General features: G+C 70.2%; 17 protein-coding genes and 1 pseudogene. 4 read left to right on the top strand and 14 right to left on the bottom strand.

Annotated elements, in window-relative coordinates; genetic code table 11:
• Positions 1 to 64: 64 nt before the first annotated feature.
• Genes B118_RS0125655 through B118_RS0125665 form a run of 3 tightly spaced genes read right to left on the bottom strand, consistent with a single transcriptional unit; the run spans position 65 to position 3,715 of the window.
• Positions 65 to 859, bottom strand: coding sequence for a DUF3050 domain-containing protein (locus tag B118_RS0125655; RefSeq protein WP_018811700.1), 795 nt, complete (start codon positions 857 to 859; stop codon positions 65 to 67).
• 49 nt (positions 860 to 908) lie between these two features.
• Positions 909 to 2,411 (bottom strand): type I glutamate--ammonia ligase, encoded by a 1,503-nt coding sequence (locus tag B118_RS0125660; protein ID WP_033660361.1) that lies wholly within the window; start codon positions 2,409 to 2,411, stop codon positions 909 to 911.
• Positions 2,408 to 3,715 (bottom strand): amidase, encoded by a 1,308-nt coding sequence (locus B118_RS0125665; protein ID WP_027645488.1) that lies wholly within the window; start codon positions 3,713 to 3,715, stop codon positions 2,408 to 2,410. Before B118_RS0125665 ends, B118_RS0125660 begins: the two co-directional genes overlap by 4 nt.
• A gap of 351 nt (positions 3,716 to 4,066) precedes the next feature.
• On the opposite strand from B118_RS0125665, the gene purB reads away from it, so the two are divergent.
• Both purB and B118_RS0125675 read left to right on the top strand, forming a co-directional pair.
• The gene (purB, locus tag B118_RS0125670) at positions 4,067 to 5,353 is read left to right on the top strand and encodes an adenylosuccinate lyase (RefSeq protein WP_080635244.1); all 1,287 of its coding nucleotides are present in this window, start codon (positions 4,067 to 4,069) and stop codon (positions 5,351 to 5,353) included.
• Entirely contained in the window at positions 5,337 to 5,738 is a 402-nt protein-coding gene (locus B118_RS0125675) for a GNAT family N-acetyltransferase (RefSeq protein WP_018219844.1), read from the top strand. Before purB ends, B118_RS0125675 begins: the two co-directional genes overlap by 17 nt.
• Before the next feature lie 130 nt (positions 5,739 to 5,868).
• Here B118_RS0125675 and B118_RS0125680 read toward each other — a convergent pair whose 3' ends face one another.
• The 10 genes and pseudogenes from B118_RS0125680 to B118_RS0125720 all read right to left on the bottom strand — a co-directional run bounded on the left by B118_RS0125680 (position 5,869) and on the right by B118_RS0125720 (position 15,668).
• Positions 5,869 to 7,071: a pyridoxal phosphate-dependent aminotransferase gene (locus tag B118_RS0125680; RefSeq protein WP_018219843.1), complete on the bottom strand. Its 1,203-nt coding sequence runs from the start codon at positions 7,069 to 7,071 to the stop codon at positions 5,869 to 5,871.
• The gene (locus B118_RS0125685; protein WP_018811703.1) at positions 7,068 to 8,222 is read right to left on the bottom strand and encodes an SAM-dependent methyltransferase; all 1,155 of its coding nucleotides are present in this window, start codon (positions 8,220 to 8,222) and stop codon (positions 7,068 to 7,070) included. Before B118_RS0125685 ends, B118_RS0125680 begins: the two co-directional genes overlap by 4 nt.
• A complete protein-coding gene (locus B118_RS0125690) occupies positions 8,219 to 9,244 on the bottom strand; it encodes an isocitrate/isopropylmalate dehydrogenase family protein (protein ID WP_018219841.1) in 1,026 nt (341 codons plus the stop codon). The genes B118_RS0125685 and B118_RS0125690 overlap by 4 nt, the downstream gene beginning before the upstream one ends.
• Positions 9,241 to 9,717 (bottom strand): hypothetical protein, encoded by a 477-nt coding sequence (locus B118_RS0125695; RefSeq protein ID WP_238324165.1) that lies wholly within the window; start codon positions 9,715 to 9,717, stop codon positions 9,241 to 9,243. The genes B118_RS0125690 and B118_RS0125695 overlap by 4 nt, the downstream gene beginning before the upstream one ends.
• Positions 9,714 to 10,328 carry a 3-isopropylmalate dehydratase small subunit gene (leuD, locus tag B118_RS0125700; protein WP_028185813.1) on the bottom strand — a complete coding sequence of 205 codons (615 nt, stop codon included), beginning with the start codon at positions 10,326 to 10,328 and terminating at the stop codon, positions 9,714 to 9,716. The genes B118_RS0125695 and leuD overlap by 4 nt, the downstream gene beginning before the upstream one ends.
• A gap of 9 nt (positions 10,329 to 10,337) precedes the next feature.
• Positions 10,338 to 11,735 (bottom strand): 3-isopropylmalate dehydratase large subunit, encoded by a 1,398-nt coding sequence (gene leuC, locus B118_RS0125705; RefSeq protein ID WP_027647145.1) that lies wholly within the window; start codon positions 11,733 to 11,735, stop codon positions 10,338 to 10,340.
• Complete coding sequence (locus B118_RS0125710; RefSeq protein WP_028193698.1) at positions 11,732 to 12,913, bottom strand: LeuA family protein; 1,182 nt, start codon at positions 12,911 to 12,913, stop codon at positions 11,732 to 11,734. The genes leuC and B118_RS0125710 overlap by 4 nt, the downstream gene beginning before the upstream one ends.
• Positions 12,914 to 13,229: 316 nt before the next feature.
• Positions 13,230 to 13,468, bottom strand: a pseudogene (locus B118_RS34035) (IS982 family transposase); the annotation flags it as partial.
• A 13-nt stretch (positions 13,469 to 13,481) separates the two neighbouring features.
• Positions 13,482 to 15,251: an ABC transporter ATP-binding protein gene (locus B118_RS0125715; RefSeq protein ID WP_028185812.1), complete on the bottom strand. Its 1,770-nt coding sequence runs from the start codon at positions 15,249 to 15,251 to the stop codon at positions 13,482 to 13,484.
• A gap of 96 nt (positions 15,252 to 15,347) precedes the next feature.
• Positions 15,348 to 15,668 (bottom strand): non-heme iron oxygenase ferredoxin subunit, encoded by a 321-nt coding sequence (locus tag B118_RS0125720; RefSeq protein WP_018219835.1) that lies wholly within the window; start codon positions 15,666 to 15,668, stop codon positions 15,348 to 15,350.
• 246 nt (positions 15,669 to 15,914) lie between these two features.
• Here B118_RS0125720 and B118_RS0125725 point away from each other — a divergent pair, with 246 nt between their 5' ends.
• Positions 15,915 to 16,325 (top strand): VOC family protein, encoded by a 411-nt coding sequence (locus B118_RS0125725; protein ID WP_018219834.1) that lies wholly within the window; start codon positions 15,915 to 15,917, stop codon positions 16,323 to 16,325.
• A 67-nt stretch (positions 16,326 to 16,392) separates the two neighbouring features.
• Positions 16,393 to 17,190 (top strand): VOC family protein, encoded by a 798-nt coding sequence (locus tag B118_RS0125730; RefSeq protein ID WP_018219833.1) that lies wholly within the window; start codon positions 16,393 to 16,395, stop codon positions 17,188 to 17,190.
• Positions 17,191 to 17,274: 84 nt separating this feature from the next.
• Here the strand turns inward: B118_RS0125730 and B118_RS0125735 are convergent, their stop codons facing one another.
• Complete coding sequence (locus B118_RS0125735; RefSeq protein WP_028193699.1) at positions 17,275 to 18,837, bottom strand: alpha/beta hydrolase; 1,563 nt, start codon at positions 18,835 to 18,837, stop codon at positions 17,275 to 17,277.
• Between the last annotated feature and the right edge of the window lie 85 nt (positions 18,838 to 18,922).

Genomic DNA, 18,922 nt, shown 5'->3' on the forward strand with positions numbered 1-18,922 from the left:
CTCACCTCCTGCTGGGGCGCTCCGGGCCGACTCAGCAGCGGCCCGGAGCGACGTTCCCCCTCGGTCAATTGGCGGACCGCCGGAGCTGCGCGGAGATGCCGTCCCACAGCTGGGTCCGCGCGGCCAAGGCGGTATTAACGGTCTCCTTGCACTGCTCCCACCGGTCTTTGTCGTCCCCGCACAGATCGGCGAGCATCTGCATCGCCATCGGCGTGTGCTCCTCGCTGTCCACCTGAATGTGCCGCCGGAGGTAGTCGACGAAGGTGGAGAGCACGCCGACCCCGGCGTTGAGCGCGGCGACCTGGTCGAACATCGCCGGGATCAGGTCCTCCCGGCCGAACGCGAACGCCGCGGCCTGGCAGTGCACCGGGGCGTGCTCGATGAACCGCCAGGTGGTGCCGATGAACTCGGCCGCGGGGCCGGGGACGCCGGCCCTGGTGATCGCCGCGGGGACCGGCACCCCGGCGCGCAGCAGGCTGATGAAGGAGTCGATGCCGCGGGTGTCGGCGCCGGCCTGGCGCATGCCGTCCACATACAGCTCGAAGTGGCTGATGAAACCGTCGCCCAGCTCGTCGCTCTCCTCGACCAGGGTGATGTCGTTGATCAGCCGGCTGCTGCTGCGTTGCCCGGATGGCACCCAGGGCACCTCGACGCAGGTGAGCTGCCGCTGCAGCGACTTGAGTAGGGACATGAAGTCCCAGACCGCGTAGACGTGGTGCTCCATGAAGATGACCACCGCGTCGACACTGTCCAGTTGCCCGTACACCGGGTGGCCAAGCACCTTCTGCCGGGCTGGCTCGATGGTGTCCTTGAGCATGTCGATGGCCGGAGTCGATTCGCCCCAGTCGTACCGTGACATCGCCTTTCCTCTCGTCTCGCCCTACGGTCCGGCCCACCGGGCCGGGTGGTCAGAAGACCCCGAAGTACTCGCGGTGCTCCCACTCGGTGACGGAGTCGGTCGCCGGATGCTCTGTTGCGCACCAGGCGCGGAACCGGGACGCCTCACTCTCCTTGAGCTTGCGCAGGCAGTTCTTCAGTGGCGCGCCGAGTAGCTCCTCCGCCCGGGTGCTCTCGCCGAACGCGGCAAGTGCCGCGTCAAAGGAATCCGGTAGCGCCGGGGCCGGCGTACCAGCCGGGGCGGCGTCCCCCGAGTCCAGCCCGGCCAGGCCCGCGTGCAACTGCGCCGCGATGACCAGGTACGGGTTCGCGCACGGTTCCCCGATCCGGTTTTCGACGTGGGTGGCGCTGCCGGCGTTGAACACCCGGACCATGGCGCTGCGGTCCTCCTCGCGCCAGTCGGCGGAGGTGGGGGAGAGCGGGAACCGCGGCGACAGCCGGTGGTAGCCGTTGATGGTCGGGACGGACAGGAGGCAGAACTCGCGGGCGTGGGCCAGCAGCCCCCGCACGTAGGCCGCACCCGCGGCGGAGAGCGGGCCCGAGGTGCCCTCGTCCGGCGCGAACAGGTTGCGGTTCGTCGTGGTGTCGACGACCGACTGATGCAGGTGCCAGCCGCTCGGGTCGAACCCTTCCAGCCCGGGGAGGGTCATGAACGACGCGTGGTAGCCGCGGCGCCGGCACTCCTGCTTGACCTGGGTCCGGAACAGCAGCATGGCGTCCGCCGCCGCCAGCGCCAGCATCGGGTCGAAGGTGGTCTCCAACTGCCCCGGCCCGGACTCGTGTTCGATGGTGCGCAACGGCAGGCCGAGTGCCATGAGCATGGCCGCCAGGGGGTCGGCGAGGTCGGCTACGGCGTCGTAGTAGCTGTCCAGGTTGAACTGGTATCCGGCGTTCATCGCCGCCACCGCCGGGGCGGCCCCCTGCCGGCCGAACCCGTTGCCCGCGTTACCCACCGGCCCGGCGACCAGGCGAGTCAGGTACCACTCGACCTCAAGTCCAATGACGGGGGCCAGGTCGCGTTCGGCGTAGCGGGCACAGACCCGGCGCAGGAGGTGACGGGTCGCCAGCGGGTGCGGCGAGCCGTCCCGGAGGTACTCGTCGCCGACCACCCACGCGGTCCGTCGTTGCCCGCGGGGCAGCACCTGGAACGTGCGTGGATCCGGGACCAGGACGAAGTCGCCGGCGCCGAGCAGTTCCGCCACCCCGACGCCGGGGTCGGTGCGGAAGTCCACGGCGACGGCGTGCCCGGTGTCGAAGAGGAACGGCCCGGGGCTGAAGTCCAGACCGTTGCGCAGCACGGTACGGAAGACGTGCGCCGGCACGGTTTTGGAGCGGGCCAACCCGTGCGGATCACTGAAGACGACCCGGACCAGGTCGACCTCGTCGAGCGCCGCCTCGACCTTCTCGGCGGCGGCGACCTGTTCGTCGTTCCAGCGGCCGAACTCGGCCACGAACGAGGGCCGCCCGACGCCGCTGTTGATGTCGGGCACAGACCAGGTCCTGGACATCGTCATCGCTCTCCTTGGAAGTCGCCGCCCGGCCGTGACGTCGGGCGGGCCAGCTCCGCTTCCAGCCGGGTGGCTGCCCGGAGCACCAACTCGTCGTCGCCGACCCGACCCACGAGCTGAACTCCCACCGGGAGCCCGTGGGGCGTCACCCCGGCGGGCAGGGACAGGGCCGGCTGGCCGGTGAGGTTGAACGGGTAGGTGGCGGGTGACCACGCGAGCCACCGCAGACCGTCCGGGGCGGTGGTGGTGGGCGGGGCGACGGCGTCAGCGGCGAAGGGCGTGATCGGGACGGTCGCCATCGCCAGCAGGTCGTAGCGCTGCATCACGTGGTGCAGCCGGGCCCGCAGGGCCAGCCGGGTCTCTTCGGCGCGGAGGACGGCGGCGCCGGTGAGCGTGCGCCCGTACCGGATGAGCGCGAGCCGGCCCGGGTCGCAGAGCCGCTCCTCCTCTGGAGTCGCGGCAGCGGCCTCGGCGGCGGCGAGAAGGTCCACGAGCGCGCCGTAGGGATCGGTGAACGGCACCGCGATGCGCTCGACCCGGTGTCCCAGTCGGGCCAGTACCGGTTCCACCATGCCCGTGACCGCACGGACCTCATCGGTTGTCCCAGGGAACTCGAGCCAGCCGATCCGTAGCGCGGCCGGAGCGGTCGGTGGCGCGATCGCTCGCGCCACCGAGTCCGGGTCCTGGTGGTCCGGACCGACCAGCACCGCCATCAGGGCGGTGATGTCGGCGACCTCGCGTGCCAGCGGCCCCAGGTGAGACAGGCGCTCGGCGCCGGGTGGCACGTAGGGGACCCGGCCGAAGGAGGGCTTGAACCCGACCACGCCGCAGAACGCCGCGGGGATGCGGATCGATCCAGCCCCGTCGGTCCCGATCGCCGCGGTGCTCAGCCCGGCTGCCACCGCGGCGGCCGAGCCGCCGCTCGACCCGCCGGCGGTCCGCTCCGGTGCCCACGGGTTGCGGGTCGGGCTGGCGACCCGGCTCACCGTGCTGGCGCTCCACCCGTGTTCCGAGGTCGCGGTCTTGCCCACCAGGATGGCGCCCGCCGCCCGTAGGCGGGCCACCGCCGGTGTGTCCACCGCCGGGCGGCGGTTCGGCACCAGTGACCCGCGTCGGGTGGGCAGGTCCCGGGTCTGGATGAGGTCCTTGATCGCGATCGGGACTCCGAGTAGCGGCCGGTCTCGGAAGGCGGCCGCACCGAGAGTGGCGAGAAGCTGGTCGGCCGAGTCCGCCTCGTCGCGGGCGCGGTCGTCGGCGACCGCGACGAACGCCCCGAGCGTCGGGTCGGTCTCCCGGATCGCCGTGAGCACGTTCCCGAGATGCTCGGCAACTGTCGAACCACCGGTGAGAAACAGTTGTCTCGTCTCCCGGACAGACCGGCAAACCGGGGTTCGAATAGCGGGAAGCGTTAATGCGGACACCACCCCAATAAAGGCCTTCGTCGCTCGTTGGGCAAGTGTTTGGGAAGGGTGCGGTGGTCCGGATGGCAACTCCGAAGAAAGACCTCCGGTGCTCCTCGGATCCGCCTCGTTCAACTGAGGAGAAACTACGAAAACCCGGAAGGCACGTGCGGATAAGTTTTGGATCAGTGCTGTACTCTGCGCCGGAAGAATCGCTACTCTGCGGCTCGTGGGTTCGGTTCTCGTTAGGGGTTCATGGTCATGATTTCTCGTTATTCTCTGCCGGAGATGGCCGACCTCTGGTCGGACGAGGCACGCTATGCCACCTGGTCGAGGGTGGAAGTCCTCGCGACCCAGGCGCAGGCGCTGCTGGGCCGGGTCCCCGAGCCGGCCCTGGCCGACATCCAACAAGCCCGGGTGCCGTCGGTGGCGCGGGTGGCCGAGTACGAGCGCCAGCGGGACCACGAGATTCTCGCCTTCCTCGCGGCCTTCTGCGAGGACATCCCTGCCGACTCGGCCCGCTGGGTCCACCTCGGCATGACCAGTTACGACCTGGTGGACACCGCGCTGGGGGCCACCCTTGCCCACGCCTGTGACGTGTTGCTCGCGGCGGTGGTGCGGCTGCGCGGGGTGCTGGTGGATCAGGCGCTCGCGCACTGGGAGACGGTCTGTATCGGCCGTACCCACGGCATGCACGCCGAGCCCACTACGCTCGGGCACAAGCTCGCGGGCTTCGCCTTCGCGCTGGACCGGTCCGTGCGGCGGCTACGAGCGGCGCGTGCCGAGGTCGCGGTTGGCACGATCTCCGGATCGGTCGGGACCTACGCGCTCATTGATCCCTTCGTCGAGGAGCACGTCTGCGCCGAGCTTGGCCTTGCGGTGGAGCCCGCGCCGTCCCAGGTCGTGGCCCGGGATCGACACGCGCAGCTGCTGCACGCCATCGCCACGCTCGGCGCCTGCGTGGAGCAGGTCGCCACCGAGGTCCGACTGCTCTCGCGCAGCGAGGTTCGCGAGGTGGAGGAGCGCCGTACGGTCGGTTACCAGGGCTCCAGTGCCATGCCGCACAAGCGGAATCCGACCACCAGTGAACGTCTGGTGGGGCTGGCCCGGCTGCTCCGCGGATACGCGGGTACGACGGTGGAGAACGTGGCGCTCTGGCACGAGCGGGATCTGTCCCACTCCGCCGTGGAGCGGGTGGTCCTGCCCGACGCGATGATCGTCGCGCACTTCCAGGCGAGCCGGGCCGCGGACCTGGTGGCGGGGATGGAGGTCTTCCCGGACCGGATGCGGGCCACGGTCGACGGGAACGGCGGCGTGGTCTACAGCTCCGCAGTCCTGGCCGACCTGCTGGCGGGCGGCACCGAGCGGGAACGCGCCTACCGGTCGGTGCAGGCCGCCGCGAACGGCGCCGCCGCCGGCGACGGAGATTTCGCTACTCTGCTGCGAGCCGATGGCATCGATGTCGCACCGCTGCGCCCGGAGCGTTTCCTGGTCCACCACAACGTCATTCGCAAGCGATTGGAAAACCTCCGTGACCTGGCACATTGAACGCGAGAACGGCGTCGACCTCGACCTCGGTGCGGTCCGGGCGCTATACCGGTCGTCGGGGCTCGGTGCGCGGCGGCCGATCGCGGAGGCCGGCCGACTGGCCGCGATGGTGCGAAACGCGAACCTGGTGCTGACCTGTCGGGTCGGGGGTGAGCTGGTGGGAATCGCGCGGAGCATTTCCGACTTCTCCTATGTGACGTACCTCTCCGACATCGCCGTGGACCGGGCGTACCAGCGGTCTGGTATCGGCAAGGCCCTCATCGCGGCGACCCAGCAGGAGGCGCCGCTGGCGAAGATCGTGTTGCTGTCGGCGCCGGCCGCCGCCGACTACTACCCACACATCGGCTTCACCCAGCACAACTCGGCCTGGGTGCGTAACCCGTAGCGGGCATCGGTAACCGGCGACGAGCGGTGGTGGACCGCCCACGTGGTGCCCGGTGTGCGCGGCGCCTGGATGAGTAAGTTCCGATGCCGGGGGTCGATGTCTGGGTATACGAGGCCCGCCTCGTAGGGGATCAGGCTGTCACCGAGCCGGAACGGTGACCGGCGGAGCGGAGGAACCCACCGATCCGATCCAACGCAACGGCCGTCGTCTCCTCGTCACGGACCAGGCAGACGCGCAGCCACCGCTCCCCGTCGGTCGGGTCGTCGAAGAATGCGGTGCCCGGTGCGGTGAGCACGCCGGCCTCGCGCACCAGCCGCTCGGCCAGCCGCGACGAGGACCATCTCAGCGGCGCCGTGTCGGCGAGGAGGAACCAGCCACCCTCTGGCACGGTCACTCCGAAGCCCAGCCGCGCGAGTCCGGAGGCGAGCTGATCCCGCCGCCGGACGAGCCGGTTGTGCAGCGCGGCCGCGTCGACCCCGCGCAGCTGCGCCAGGCCGGCGGCCGCGCCGTGCTGAAGCGGGGTCGCGGCGCCCAGGGTGAGGTGCTCGTGCGCCCTGCGGAGCCCGTGCGTGAGTTCCTCCTCGGCCACGCAGTAGCCGAGCCGCCACCCCGAGATCCGCAGCGACTTGGAGAGGCTGCCCACAAGCACCGTGCGCGGTCGGCCGTCCGGCAGGTCCCACGGGCTGAGCGGCCCGTCACCGTCGAAGACGAAGCTGTCGTACGTCTCGTCGGTGATGCACACCAGTCCGTACTCCGCGCACACCGCCCGCACCGCCTCGACCTCCGCACGCCCGAAGACCCGGCCGGTCGGGTTGTGTGGCGTGTTGAGAAGGACCGCTCGCGTCCGGGTCGTGACCGCCCTCCGCAGCACCGCCGGGTCGAGCCGCCAACTGCCCGGCGTCAGCGGGACGTACCGTGGCACCGCGCCGCAGAGCGCGACCGCACCGGGATAGATCTCGAAGAAGGGCTCGACCATCAGCACCTCGTCGCCCGGATCGGTCACGGCGAGCAGGGCGGCAAGTACGCCCTCGGCCGAGCCACTCGTCACGGTCACGTGTCGCTGCGGATCCACGCTGGCCCCGCGGGTCCGGGCCAGTTCCGCCGCGATCTGCGCCCGCAACTCGTCGAGCCCGGCAGCCGGGGTGTACTGGTTGCGGCCGCCGCGCAGGGCGAGGACCGCTCCGTCCACGGCCGGTGCCGGTGGGGCGTCCGGCGGCACGCCGAGCGCCAGGTCGACGGCGCCGGACGCGGCGGCCAGCGGCAGCAGTCCGGCCAGCGCCAGGGGGCGGATGCCGGCCACCCTGCGCGCGACCCGCACCGGGAATGTGCTCATCGAGCCGGCCCGGCGGTGACCTCGTAGAACGCGAAGCGGAACGCCACCCGCGGCTGGGTGTAGATCCGTCGGCAGGTCAGTCCGGCCCGGGCGAGGACGTCGAGCCACGGCTCGCGCGGTTGCGGAAAGCCCTGCTTGGTCAGCGCGTGCAGCAGGAAGTAGTCGCCGTCCTCGGCGTCGATCCGCAGCTCCGGCTCGGCCAGCAGGAAGACCCGGCCGAGCTTGGCCGACAGCCAGCCCCGGTAGCGGGCCAGCAACGCGACGACCGCGTCCTCGCCGTCGCGGAACTGCTCGTGCAGCGCACCAACGGCGAGCATGAAGTCGCACGACGCCGCGTTCTCGGGCCATGTGTCCGGCGCGAACGCGTCGCCCACGACAAACTCGAGCCGGTCGCCGAGCCCGCGCTCCGCGACCCGGCGGCGGGCCAGCTCGACGGCCTCGGGCGCGATGTCGAGACCGACCGCCCGCAGCGAGGCGTCCCGCGCGGCCATGTGTAGCAGCAGCCCGCCCGTGCCGCAGCCGAGTTCCAGCACGGAGGTGGCTCCGCGTTCGGCCATCAGCCGGCTCAGCAGTCCGGCGCAGAAACTGACGGTCATCGGCTCGCAGCGGCGGCCCAGCGCCTCGGCGTCGCGGGTCACGTCCGTGCCGTAGTCGAGCTGGCCGGTCAGTAACCCGTCGAGGCGTCCCAGGACGGGCGCGTACGCCTCGGCGTAGAACCCCAGCAGCCCCATCGACACCTCGTCGAAGAGGTCCGCGCCACGGGCCGTGAGCCGCCAGGAGCCACCGGCCGGCGTGCGGGACGACACCTCGGCACCCGCCCATTCGACGTCGCGTGCTTCGACGATGCCTCGTACCGCGAGGTGGCGCAGCGTGTTGCGAACCAGCTCGACGGATCCGCCGTCGGGCATGAGCCGGACGAGCTCGGTCCACTCGGTCGCCGAGAGGCGCGACGCAATGCCGGCCTTCGCGACTCCCAGCAGGACAGTGGCTAACACGTAGCTCTCGGCCAGTTCGCCGGCGCCGCCGCGCTCGACCCCCGCCCACACGTCCTGGACCACCGGGTCCTCGACCACGACCTGCTCCGCCTGGCTCAGGGCCGGCTCGATCACCTCTTGGTCCGCCATGCCGACATCTCCCTTCATGTACTTCATCGCAGCTCCGCGCGGATGGCCGCGCCCGCCTCCGCCGTGCTCAGCCGCCCACCCAGGTCCGGCGTGCACCGTTCCCGGGCGACGGCCGCGCGGATCGCGTCCTCCACGGCACGCGCGTGCTCCGGGTGTCCGAGCTGCCGCAGCATCAAGGCGGCCGACGCGATCGCGCCGACCGGGTTGGCCACACCCCGTCCGGCGATGTCCGGAGCCGATCCGTGCACGGGCTCGTACAGGCCGCGACCGGTGCCGGGATTGAGGTTGGCCGAAGCGGCGGTGCTCACCCCGCCGGCCAGCTCGGCGACGAGATCGCTGAGGATGTCGCCGTACGAGTTGTTGGTGACGATGACGTCGAAGGCGGTGGGATCGCGTACCAACGCCATCGCCGCCGCGTCCACATAGAGGTGCGAGGTGGCCAGGTCGGGGCGGCGGGCGCGGGCCTCGGCCCAGCACCGCTGCCACAGGCCGCCGCCGCGCGGCACCGCGTTCGACTTGTCCACCATGCAGACCGAGCGGGTGGCGACCGAGAGCGCGAAGTCGATGATTCGCGCCACCCCGAGACGGGTGTTCACCTCGGTGTCGATCGCGACCTCGTCGTTGGTCTCGGCTCGCAGGACGCCACCGATCCCGGCGTAGAGGCCCTCGGTGTTCTCCCGGACAATCGCGCAGTCCACGGCGCGACGACCTGGGTCGCGCAGCGGGCTGAGCCGGTCGTGCAGCAGAGCCACGGGCCGATGGTTGACGTACAGGTCCAGCTCGAAGCGCAGCCGCAGCAGCACGTCGCGGGCGTACCACGGGTCGCGCACCCGCGGGTCCCCGATGGCCCCGAGAAGCACACCCGCGCTACCCGTGCACACGGCGAAGTCCTCCTCGGACATCGGCACGCCCGTCGCCAGGTACGCCGCGGCGTTGATCTTGTCGAGGACTTCGAACCGCAGGCCGAGCCCCAGCTCCTCCAGCGTGGCGACGGCTTCCGGCACCACCTCGGGTCCGATCCCATCGCCCGGAATCACCGCGATGGTCATGCCGTCATCCGCAACTGACGGACGGTGGCCCCGCGGCCGTACTGGCCCCGGCTCCCCAGCAGACCGGAGGCCAGCTTGCGCTCGGCGCGTTCAAGCGTCTCCCGCCGCCGATTGAACGCCACCCGGACGAACTGCCGTCCCCGGGCCGCATCGGCGGTGCAGACCGCCCCCGGCGCGAGCAGCACTCCCGCCTCGTAGCCCGTCCGCCGCACGGAGGCGTTGGATCCCTCGTCGTCGACCGGCCGCACGTCGGCCACCAGCAGCGCCCGTGTCCGCGGGCCGAATGCAGCGGTCAGCTCCCGCGGGTCGTAGCGCCAGTCCGGCGGCTCCGGGTAGCCGGGAACGCCCAGCGCGAGATCGATCGCGTTGCGCTCGCGCGCCACCCGCATCAGATGCGCGAGCCGGCTGCTGGTCAACGCGGATGCCCGGGCCGAGACCAGCCCGCGGACCGGCGCCGGTTCGGTTCCGCTCACGGCACCGGCACCGCGCGGGTCGGGGCCGCGGTCCGCGGCAGCCACGGTGGCCGGGCGGCCTCGTGCGCGCGGATGGCCGCGTCTCGGCCCAAGGTCACCGCGATCTCGTCGAGGCCGTTGAGCATCAGCCACCGTGCGCGGTCTTCGATGGCGAAGTCCCAGACGCCCACCTCGCTGCGTACCTGGCGGTCGAGCAGGTCGACGGTGATCTCGGCGTCCGGCCGCTCGGTCGCGTGGTCGAGCAGCGCGCCCACCGCGTCGGCCCCGAGCGCAACCGCGAGCAGCGCGTTCTTGCCCGCGTTGCGTTGGAAGATGTCGCCGAAGCTCTCCGCGATCACCGCGGCGAAACCCCAGTCCCGCAGGGCCCACACCGCGGTTTCCCGGGAGCTGCCGGACCCGAAGTTGCGCTGGGCGACCAGCACGGTCGCGGACGCGTACGGCTCACGGTTGAGCACGAAGTCCGGGTCCGCCCGCCAACCCGCGAACAGCCCATCCTCGAATCCCGTCTTGGTCAGCCGCCGGCAGAAATCGCTGGGGATGATCTGGTCGGTGTCCACGTCGTTGCGGCGCAGCGGGGCCATCCGCCCGGTGTGCGCCTCGATCGCCTGCATGGGCTCTCCTCAGTTGAGATCGCCGGGGGCGGCCAGCGTGCCGGCGACCGCGGTCGCCGCCGCCACCGCGGGAGAAACGAGATGGGTACGCGCGCGCGGCCCCTGCCGCCCCTCGTAGTTGCGGTTCGAGGTGGAGGCGCAGCGGGAGGCACCTTTGATCCGGTCGGCATTCATGCCCAGGCACATCGAGCAGCCGGAGAACCGCCACGAGGCGCCCGCCTCGAGGAAGACCTGGTGCAGTCCCTCGCGCTCGGCCTGGGCCCGGATCTCCATCGAGCCCGGCACGACGAGCATCTCCACCCCATCGGCCACCCGGCGGCCGCGCAGCACGTCAGCGGCGACGCGCAGGTCCTCGATGCGGCTGTTGGTGCACGAGCCGATGAACACGACGTCGATCGCCACGTCCCGCATCAACGTACCCGGCTGGAGACCCATGTAGTGCAGGGCCCGTTGTGCGGCCGCTCGCTGACCGGGGTCGGCGAACTCGGACGGGTCGGGCACCGCACCGTCCAGCGAGACGGCCTGGCCCGGATTGGTGCCCCAGGTGACGTACCGGGACGCCGCACCGACGTCGAGCGTGAGCACCCTGTCGAAACGCGCGTCGTCGTCGCTGCGCAACGTCCGCCAGTAGGCGAGCGCATCGTCCCAGTGCGAGCCGGTGGGCCGGCGCGGGGTGGCTTCCAGGTAGGCGAATGTCGTGTCGTCCGGTGCGACCATCCCGGCCCGTGCGCCGGCCTCGATGCTGAGGTTGCACATCGTCATCCGGCCCTCCATGGACAGCCGGCGCACCGCCTCACCGCGGTACTCGATGACGTACCCGTGCGCGCCGTTCGCGCCCACCTCGGCCAGCATGCGCAGCATGAGGTCCTTGGCCGTCACCTCCGCGCCCGGCACGCCGGTGAAGTCCACGGCCATCGTCCGTGGGCGGGGCAGCGCCAGCGTCTGTGTGGCCAGGACGTGCTCCACGTCCGTGGTGCCGACGCCGAGGGCGAGCGCACCGAAAGCGCCATGGGTGGAGGTGTGGCTGTCGCCGCAGGTGATCGTCATGCCCGGCTGCACCAGGCCCAGCTCCGGGGCGACGACGTGCACGATCCCCTGCCGGGCGTCGCCGTGACGCAGCAGCTCGATGCCCTCGCGCGCACAGCTGGCCCGCAGCGCGCCGAGTTGCTCCCGGCTAATGGGATCGGTGACCGCGAGCGTGTCGGTCGGCACGTTGTGATCCTCGACAGCGAGCGTGAGGTCCGACCGTCGCACCTGCCGCCCGGCCAGCCGCAGCCCGTCGAATGCCTGCGACGAGCTGGCCTCGTGGATCAGATGCAGGTCGATGTAGAGAAGGTCCTGCCCGTCACCGTCGTCGACGACGTGCTGCTGCCAGATCTTCTCGACCAGGGTGCCGGAGTCGCTCACGGGCTCACCGCCAGCCGCAGCGCCACCTCGTCGCGCAGGTGGTCCAGTTCGTCGCAGTCGCTGCCGGGGCGCGAGGCGACGAGTTCCTCGTACATCCGGTCCACCAGCGCGTCGTCCTCGGGGGCACCGAGCTCGGCGAGCACGTAACGCACCACCGCCCGCCCCGAGTGCCGCCCGACGAGGATCGAACGGTGCCGTCCCCAACGGGCCGGGTCCATGAACTCGTACGTGGCCGGGTTCTTGAGGATGCCGTCCTGATGGATCCCGGCCTGGGTGGCGAAGGCGTTCAGCCCGACGATGGCCTTGTTGCGCGGCACCGCCATGCCGGTCGTGTCGACGAGATCCACATACGCCGCGTAGAGCTGGTCGATGCGGAGGTCCGTGTACGCCCCGACCTGCGCGCTCTTGAAGACCAGCACGGCGGCCAGTTCCTCAAGTGGGGTGTTGCCGCACCGTTCACCGATGCCGCCCAGCGTGGCCTGCACCTCGCCGGCGCCTGCCTGCACCCCGGCCAGCGCGTTGGCCAGCGACAGCCCCAGGTCGTCGTGGCAGTGCGTCGAGATGGTGACGTCCGGCGGCACCATCTCGTGCGCCTCGGCGATCAGGTCGCCGTATTCGGACGGGGTAGCGCAGCCGGTGGTGTCGGCCAGGCCGATGGTGGTGGCGCCCTGGGCGAGCGCCTCGCCCACGAGGTCCATGACGAAGCCGCGGTCGCCCCGGCTGGCGTCCTCGATGCAGAACGCGATGTCGGTGGCCCCCAACGCTGCCGCCAGACGTACCGCATGGCGTCCCTCGGCAATCGCCTCCCGGCGGGTGATCTGGCGCTTGTGTTCCAGGTGCAGGTCGCTGCCGGTGCCGCAGATGGCGATCTGGTGGTTGGGCCGAATGCCGCCCGCCTCCGCCGACAACCGGATGTCCCGCTCGGAGCATCGGTTGAAGGTGGAGAACCGCGCGGTGGTCAGTGCGCCGGCGATGAGCTTCGTCGCCGCGAAGTCGGCTGGTGACGAAGCTGGGAAACCCGCCTCGATCACATCGGCACCGAAGGCCTCGGCCGCCAGTGCGTACCGGAGCTTGTCCTCGGGGCTCATCGTGTTCCCCGGTGCCTGCTCGCCGTCGCGCAGCGTCGCATCGAAAATGTCGATGCGCCGCCCCCCTCTTCCGGCCAGGTCAATTGTCATCCGTCGCCGTCCCCTTTCGGCCCCAGAAGTTTCCGCCTCCGCCGGCGGTACGCCCAGTCTCATCGGGACGGATGTTCCTGAGCCGCGCCCCTAAGCGCAGGGTGAATGTCCATCGCGTTACGCCGGCACGTCGGTGGCCGTCAACGCAAGCGGCGAAGAAGTTTGATTGATGTCGCCCAGCAGCGCCACCCAGCGAGTTGATATCGGTAAGGGGGGATCGCGCTAAACAACTTCGAATTTCTGTAAGCTGACGTACATTAGTTCGATACAAGCGTCAGGATGGAACACGCTGACGAGCGTGTCAACACCTGACGTTCAACCCGAGCGACGCGGATAACGGGCCAGGATAGACAGCACGCCCCCGCCATGCAGGGATCGTCATGGTACGGAACATGCCGGCCAGGTGGGTGCGGGCGTGGCGGATCCGGTGTGCCTCCGATCGGGCGCCGAGTAGGACCCGCGCCACGGCCAGGCAGACCGGTTCGGAGTCGGTCAACAGCGGTGGCCGCCCCCGCCACCGGGCGTTCGGATGATGTCGTCGATCTTCACGTACAGTGAAACTGCTCGTCTAGCGGGCGTCTGCCGGCACCTCGGCCTCGCGGTTGACGAGCATCGCGTAGTGCCCCCCCAACTCCACCAGCTCGGCGTGGGTGCCGCGTTCGACGATGGTGCCGGCATCCAGCACGATGATCTCGTCCGCGTCGCGGATCGTCGACAGCCGGTGCGCGATCGTGATCGTGGTGCGACCGGCGCTGGCTGCATCGATGGCCCGGGTGACGGCCTCTTCGGTCTGGTTGTCCAGGGAACTGGTCGCCTCGTCGAGCACCAGGATAGGCGGATCGCGTAGGACCGCCCGGGCGATCGCCAGGCGCTGCCGTTCCCCGCCGGAAAACCGGAATCCCCGTTCGCCTACCACGGTGTGGTACCCGTGCGGCAGCGACAGCAGGTGGTCGTGGATATGGGCGATCCTGGCGGCCGCCACCAACTCGTCGTCGGTCGCGTCGGGCCGGGCGAACCGCAGGTTCTCGGCGACCGAGGTGTGGAACAGGTAGGTTTCCTGGAACACCATGCCGACCGTGGCCGCCAGCGTCTCCGCGGGCAGGTCCCGCACATCGGTACCGTCGATTGTCACCCGTCCCGACGTCGGGTCGTACAGCCGCGGGATCAGATAGCTGAGGGTGGTCTTGCCGGACCCGGTCTCACCGACGATCGCCAGGCTGCGGCCGGCGGGGACCGTCACGTCGATGTCGCGCAGCGTGGGCCGGTCCGCGCCCGGATAGGTGAAGCCGACCTGGTGGAGCCGGAGTTCTCCCCGCGGCTTCGTGCCGGGGGCGGGACCCGCCGACTCATCGAGGTCGACGGGCAGGTCGAGGTACTCGAAGATCCGGCCGAACAGGACGAGTGAGGTCTGCACCTCCACGGCGACCTCCACCAGGGAGACCGCCGGTCGCAGCAGCGTCTGCTGCAGGGTGGTGAAGGCGACCAGGGTGCCGATGGAGATCGCCGCCTGACCACCGCGGCCGTTCATTCCCGCCACCCAGTACGTCGCCGCCGGCATCGACGCCAACACGATCCAGGTTGTCGCCTGGGTCCAGCGGCCGGCCAGGTGTGAGCGGATCTCCAGGTCGGACAGGATCCGCGATTCGGCGGTGAAGATGTCGGTCAGCGAGCGGGAGCGGCCCATCGTCCGGGCCAGCAGCACACCGCTGACAGAGAGCGATTCCTGCACGATCACGGCGATCGCGGCGGCCTGGCGTTGCCGCTCGCGGGTGATGCGGCGGCGCTGGTTGCCGACCCGTCGCCCGACCCAGACGAAGAACGGCACCAGCACCAGCGACACGATGGTGAGACGCCAATCCAACACCAACATCCCGACGACCGTGGCCACGACCACGGTCACGTCGGAGACCAGCGTCGTCGCGGTGGTGGTCACGGTCGCCTGCATGTCGCCGATGTCGTTGGTGATCCGCGACTGCACCTCGCCGGAGCGGGTCCGGCTGAAGAAGGCCAGCGGCATCCGCTGCAGGCGTCCGTAGACGGCGGCGCGCAGATCGTGCATCACCTGCTCGCCGACCTTCGTGGAGAGGTAGGTCTGCCAGACGACGACCGAGCTGTTCGCGACGGACGCGAGGAGCATGCAACCGGCGAGGACGGTGAGTAGACCCGTCCGGCCCTCCGGTAGGGCCACGTCCAGGATCTCTCGGATCAGGAACGGGTTGACCAGGAAGAACAGGGACGAGAGGCCGACCAGGCCGGCGACGACTACCAGGCTCCATCCATATGGGCGGAACAACCGGAGGATGCGCCGTACCGGCACATCAGGGGCGGTGGTGGTCACCCAGCCTCCTCAGTCGGCCCGGGCGGTACGGCGTGTCGTCCCGGCCGGTGGCCTTGGGCCTCGGCAGGTCACCGGGGCGCCGGGGCGCCACGCCGGTCAGGGCTGGGCTCCGCCGGGGGCGACGTAGACGTCCCCGTCCTCGACCCGTACCTGGTAGGTGCCGACCGGTCGGGTGGCTGGGGGATTGGTCGGCTCGCCGGTGCGCAGGTCGAAGCAGGAGCCGTGTAGCCAGCACTCGATCGTGCCGTCGTACACCTCTCCCTCGGCGAGTGAAACCTCCGCGTGGGAACACCGGTCGTCGATCGCGTATACCCGTCCCCCACTCCGGACCACGGCCACCGCTCGGCCCTCGACCTTTACCTCGATCGCGCCCTCGGTTGGGAGCGCCGTCACCGGGCACACCTTGACGAAGTCCATCGACCACTCCTCTCGACCACGTTTCGCTTCGCCCGGATGCCGGATGCCGGATGCCGGATGCCGGGGTGCCGGGGTGCCGGGGCTGGTCCACCGGACGGGAGCCTTCCGCCACCTTGCGCGGCGGGCCTCAGGCCGGGGCTGAGCGGGAGTCGAATCCTGCTGGAGCCTCCGGCTCCCGCCGGTGACCAGGAAGAATGGATCAGGAATCAAGAAGCGTCGGGGTCGGGCGGCCGTTAGCGTAGCGCTATGAACATCACCATCCACTCGAGCTTTCTGCCGCACGAGAATGCGGACGCGTCGATCACCTTCTACCGGGAAGTCCTGGGCTTCGAGATTCGAAACGATGTCGGTTACGAGGGGATGCGGTGGGTCACGGTTGGCCCGGTCGGCCAGCCGCAGACCTCAATCGTGCTCCAACCACCGGCGGCCGACCCCGGGATCACCGATGGTGAGCGGCGCACGATCGAGGAGATGATGGCGAAGGGCACCTACGCTGGTGTTCTCCTCGCCGCCCCCAACCTCGACGAGGTGTTCGAGCGGGTACAGGCCAGCGGAGCCGAGGTGGTGCAGGAGCCGATTGATCAGGACTACGGGGTCCGGGACTGTGCCTTCCGGGACCCGGCCGGCAACCTGATCCGGATCCAGCAGGCGGGTTGACCTCAGCACGGCATCGCCATTCCCTCGTTGGTCGCAAGTCCATTGATGCAAGGAGGCCATCACCATCATGCTGCTGCCTGACATGATCACGCTCGGGGCAACCGACGCGCAGGCCGCACCCGCCTTTTACCAGTCTGTGTTTGCGCCTACTGCCGTACGCCATCAGGACGAGCGGGTGGAGTTGGATCTGCACGGCGTGGCCCGGCTCGCCGTGTGCCCGATTGCGGAGCTGGCGGCGCAGGCGCAGGCGCAGCCCGTAGCACCGAGCTATCGCGGCTACGTCCTCAGCTATGTCGTCAACCAGCCCGACGAGGTGCGAAGCATCCTGGATGCGGCCGCCCGGCACGGCGCGAGCGTTCTCAAACCGGCGAAGAAGGCCATGTTCGCCGGTTTCTCCGGCGCCTTCCAGGCTCCGGATGGTGCGGTGTGGAAGCTGACCTCGGCGAAGGCGAAGGCGACCGGGCCCGCGCAGGAGACGCCGGTGCCGAATGAGGTCGGTATTCTCCTCGGCGTCGCGGCGACGAAGTCCGCCAAATCCTTCTATGCGGCCCTGGGCATGGTGGTCGACCGGGACTACGGCAGCAAGTACATCGACTTCCAGCCAACTCCGACTGGCTGCCGGCTGGGCCTCATGGACGGAAAGGTACTGGCCAAGGACGTCGCCACCAAGGAGGACCGCGCCGACTTCCGGGCAGCGGCCCTCGAACGGATGCTGCCCTCGCCGGACGAGGTCGACTCCCTCCTGTCGACGGTGACCGCTGCCGGCGGCCGGGTCGTCGCCCCGGCTGCGAAATCCGGGTCGGGAGTCTACGCCGGCTACTTCACCGATCCGGACGGCTTTCTGTGGAAGGTGACCTCCGGGTAGTGGTCGGACTCGACCGTGCCAGCCCTCGCGGAACCGAGTCCGCCGGCCCGAGGTGTCGGCCGGCGGACTCGTTGAGTGTGCCGGTCAGACGGCTTCCGGAGCTGGTAGCGGATTCGCGTCGCAGCTGGCGTCAACGCCGGTGGTGGCGCTCGGACGGGTGCCGTCTCGTAGGTAGGCGGTGACGTGGATGTTGAGGCACTCGTTGGCGTTGGCGGTCAGGGACGCGCCGTGGAAGACGCCGCCGCGCTCCAGGACCAGCCGGGAGTTCGGGAATCGCCGGTGCACCTCGTGGGCCCCGGCCACCGGGGTGAGTGCGTCGTGTTCCGCCTGGATCAGCAGTATGTTCGCGTTCCGGTCGCCGACCTGCGTCGGCCGGCGGCCTGGCACCGGCCAGAACGCGCACGGAGCGTTGTACCACGCGCTGTTCCAGGTCATGAAGCGGTCTCCGCGGTCGTACTGGCGGCTCAGGTCGGTGTGCCAGCGGTTCCAGCGCCGGGGCCAGTAGCCGTCGACGCACTGCACGGTGCGGTACGTGGCGTGGGTGTTCTGGGCCGGGAAGCCCGGCTCGCCGCCGAAGTTCGCCCGCAGCCCGGCCGGGTCACCCCGCAGCACCCAGTCGGCCAGCACCTGCGCGTGGTAGGTCCAGACGTAGCTGCGGTACACGTTCACCGCGAAGATGTCGCTGTACTCCGCCGGGCCGATCTGGCCGTCGATCGGCGCCTCCCGGAGTGCGGCCATGCCCTGGTAGTAGTTCGCCTCGACCGCCGCGGCCGTGTCGCCAAGGTGATAGTGCGAGTCGTGTTCGGCGATCCAGCTGAAGTAGATCTGTGCGCGCTGCTCGAAGGCCGCATTCGTGCGGGACAGCGAGGCATACCCGACTGTGCTTGGCTGCACCACACTGTCCAGTACCATCCGGCGCACCCGGTCCGGGAACAGGGAGGCGTAGACCGAGCCGAGGTAGGTGCCGTAGGAGTAGCCCAGATAGTTGATCTTCTCTTGACCGAGCGCGGCCCGGATGAGATCCATGTCCCGCGCGGTGTCGGTGGTTCGGAAGTGCCGGAGGGCGTCACCGTACTTCTCGCCGCAGCTCTGCGCGTACGCGCGGGCCCGCTTCGTCCACGCCCTCTCCTCGGCGCGGCTGCCCGGAACGTAGTCGGGCCGTGCTTCGCCCGGATAAAGGTAGGTGGGGTCGCAGGTGATCGACGGCTCACTCGCTCCGACGCCGCGGGGGTCGAACCCGATCCAGTCGTAGGTCGAACCCACCTCGGTCGGCAGCCCGCTCCAGCCTTTGGCGAAGCGGGTGGGCAGGTCCCGTCCGATGGTGCCGGGCCACTGGCCCCGGTTCAGCAGGACAACGCCCTGGTACTCGGATTCCGGCGCGGTGTGCTCGGCTCGGGTGAGAGCCAGGGTGATCTTCTGGCCGGTCGGTCGGGAGTGGTCAAGCGGCACTACGAGCGAGCCGCAATCCAGCCCGACCAGGTAATCCTCCATCACCGGGTCGTCGGCGGGGCAGGGGGACCAGGAGATTGGGCTGGCCGGCCGGGCGGTGCTGCCCGCCGTTGGTGCCGCCCCGGCCGGGGCGACGGCGATAACCTGTGCCGTGAGGCCCAGTACGACTGCGGTCGCACCAGCGAAAAGTCTTTTCACTATTACCCCAAACTGCTCGTGGGCGTTGTGCCCAACACCTGTTGAGTGCCTTTACTCGTCAGCCGGATCATTCGGACAGTCGGGC

This window comes from Salinispora pacifica CNR114, from assembly GCF_000514775.1.
Classification (GTDB): domain Bacteria; phylum Actinomycetota; class Actinomycetes; order Mycobacteriales; family Micromonosporaceae; genus Micromonospora; species Micromonospora pacifica.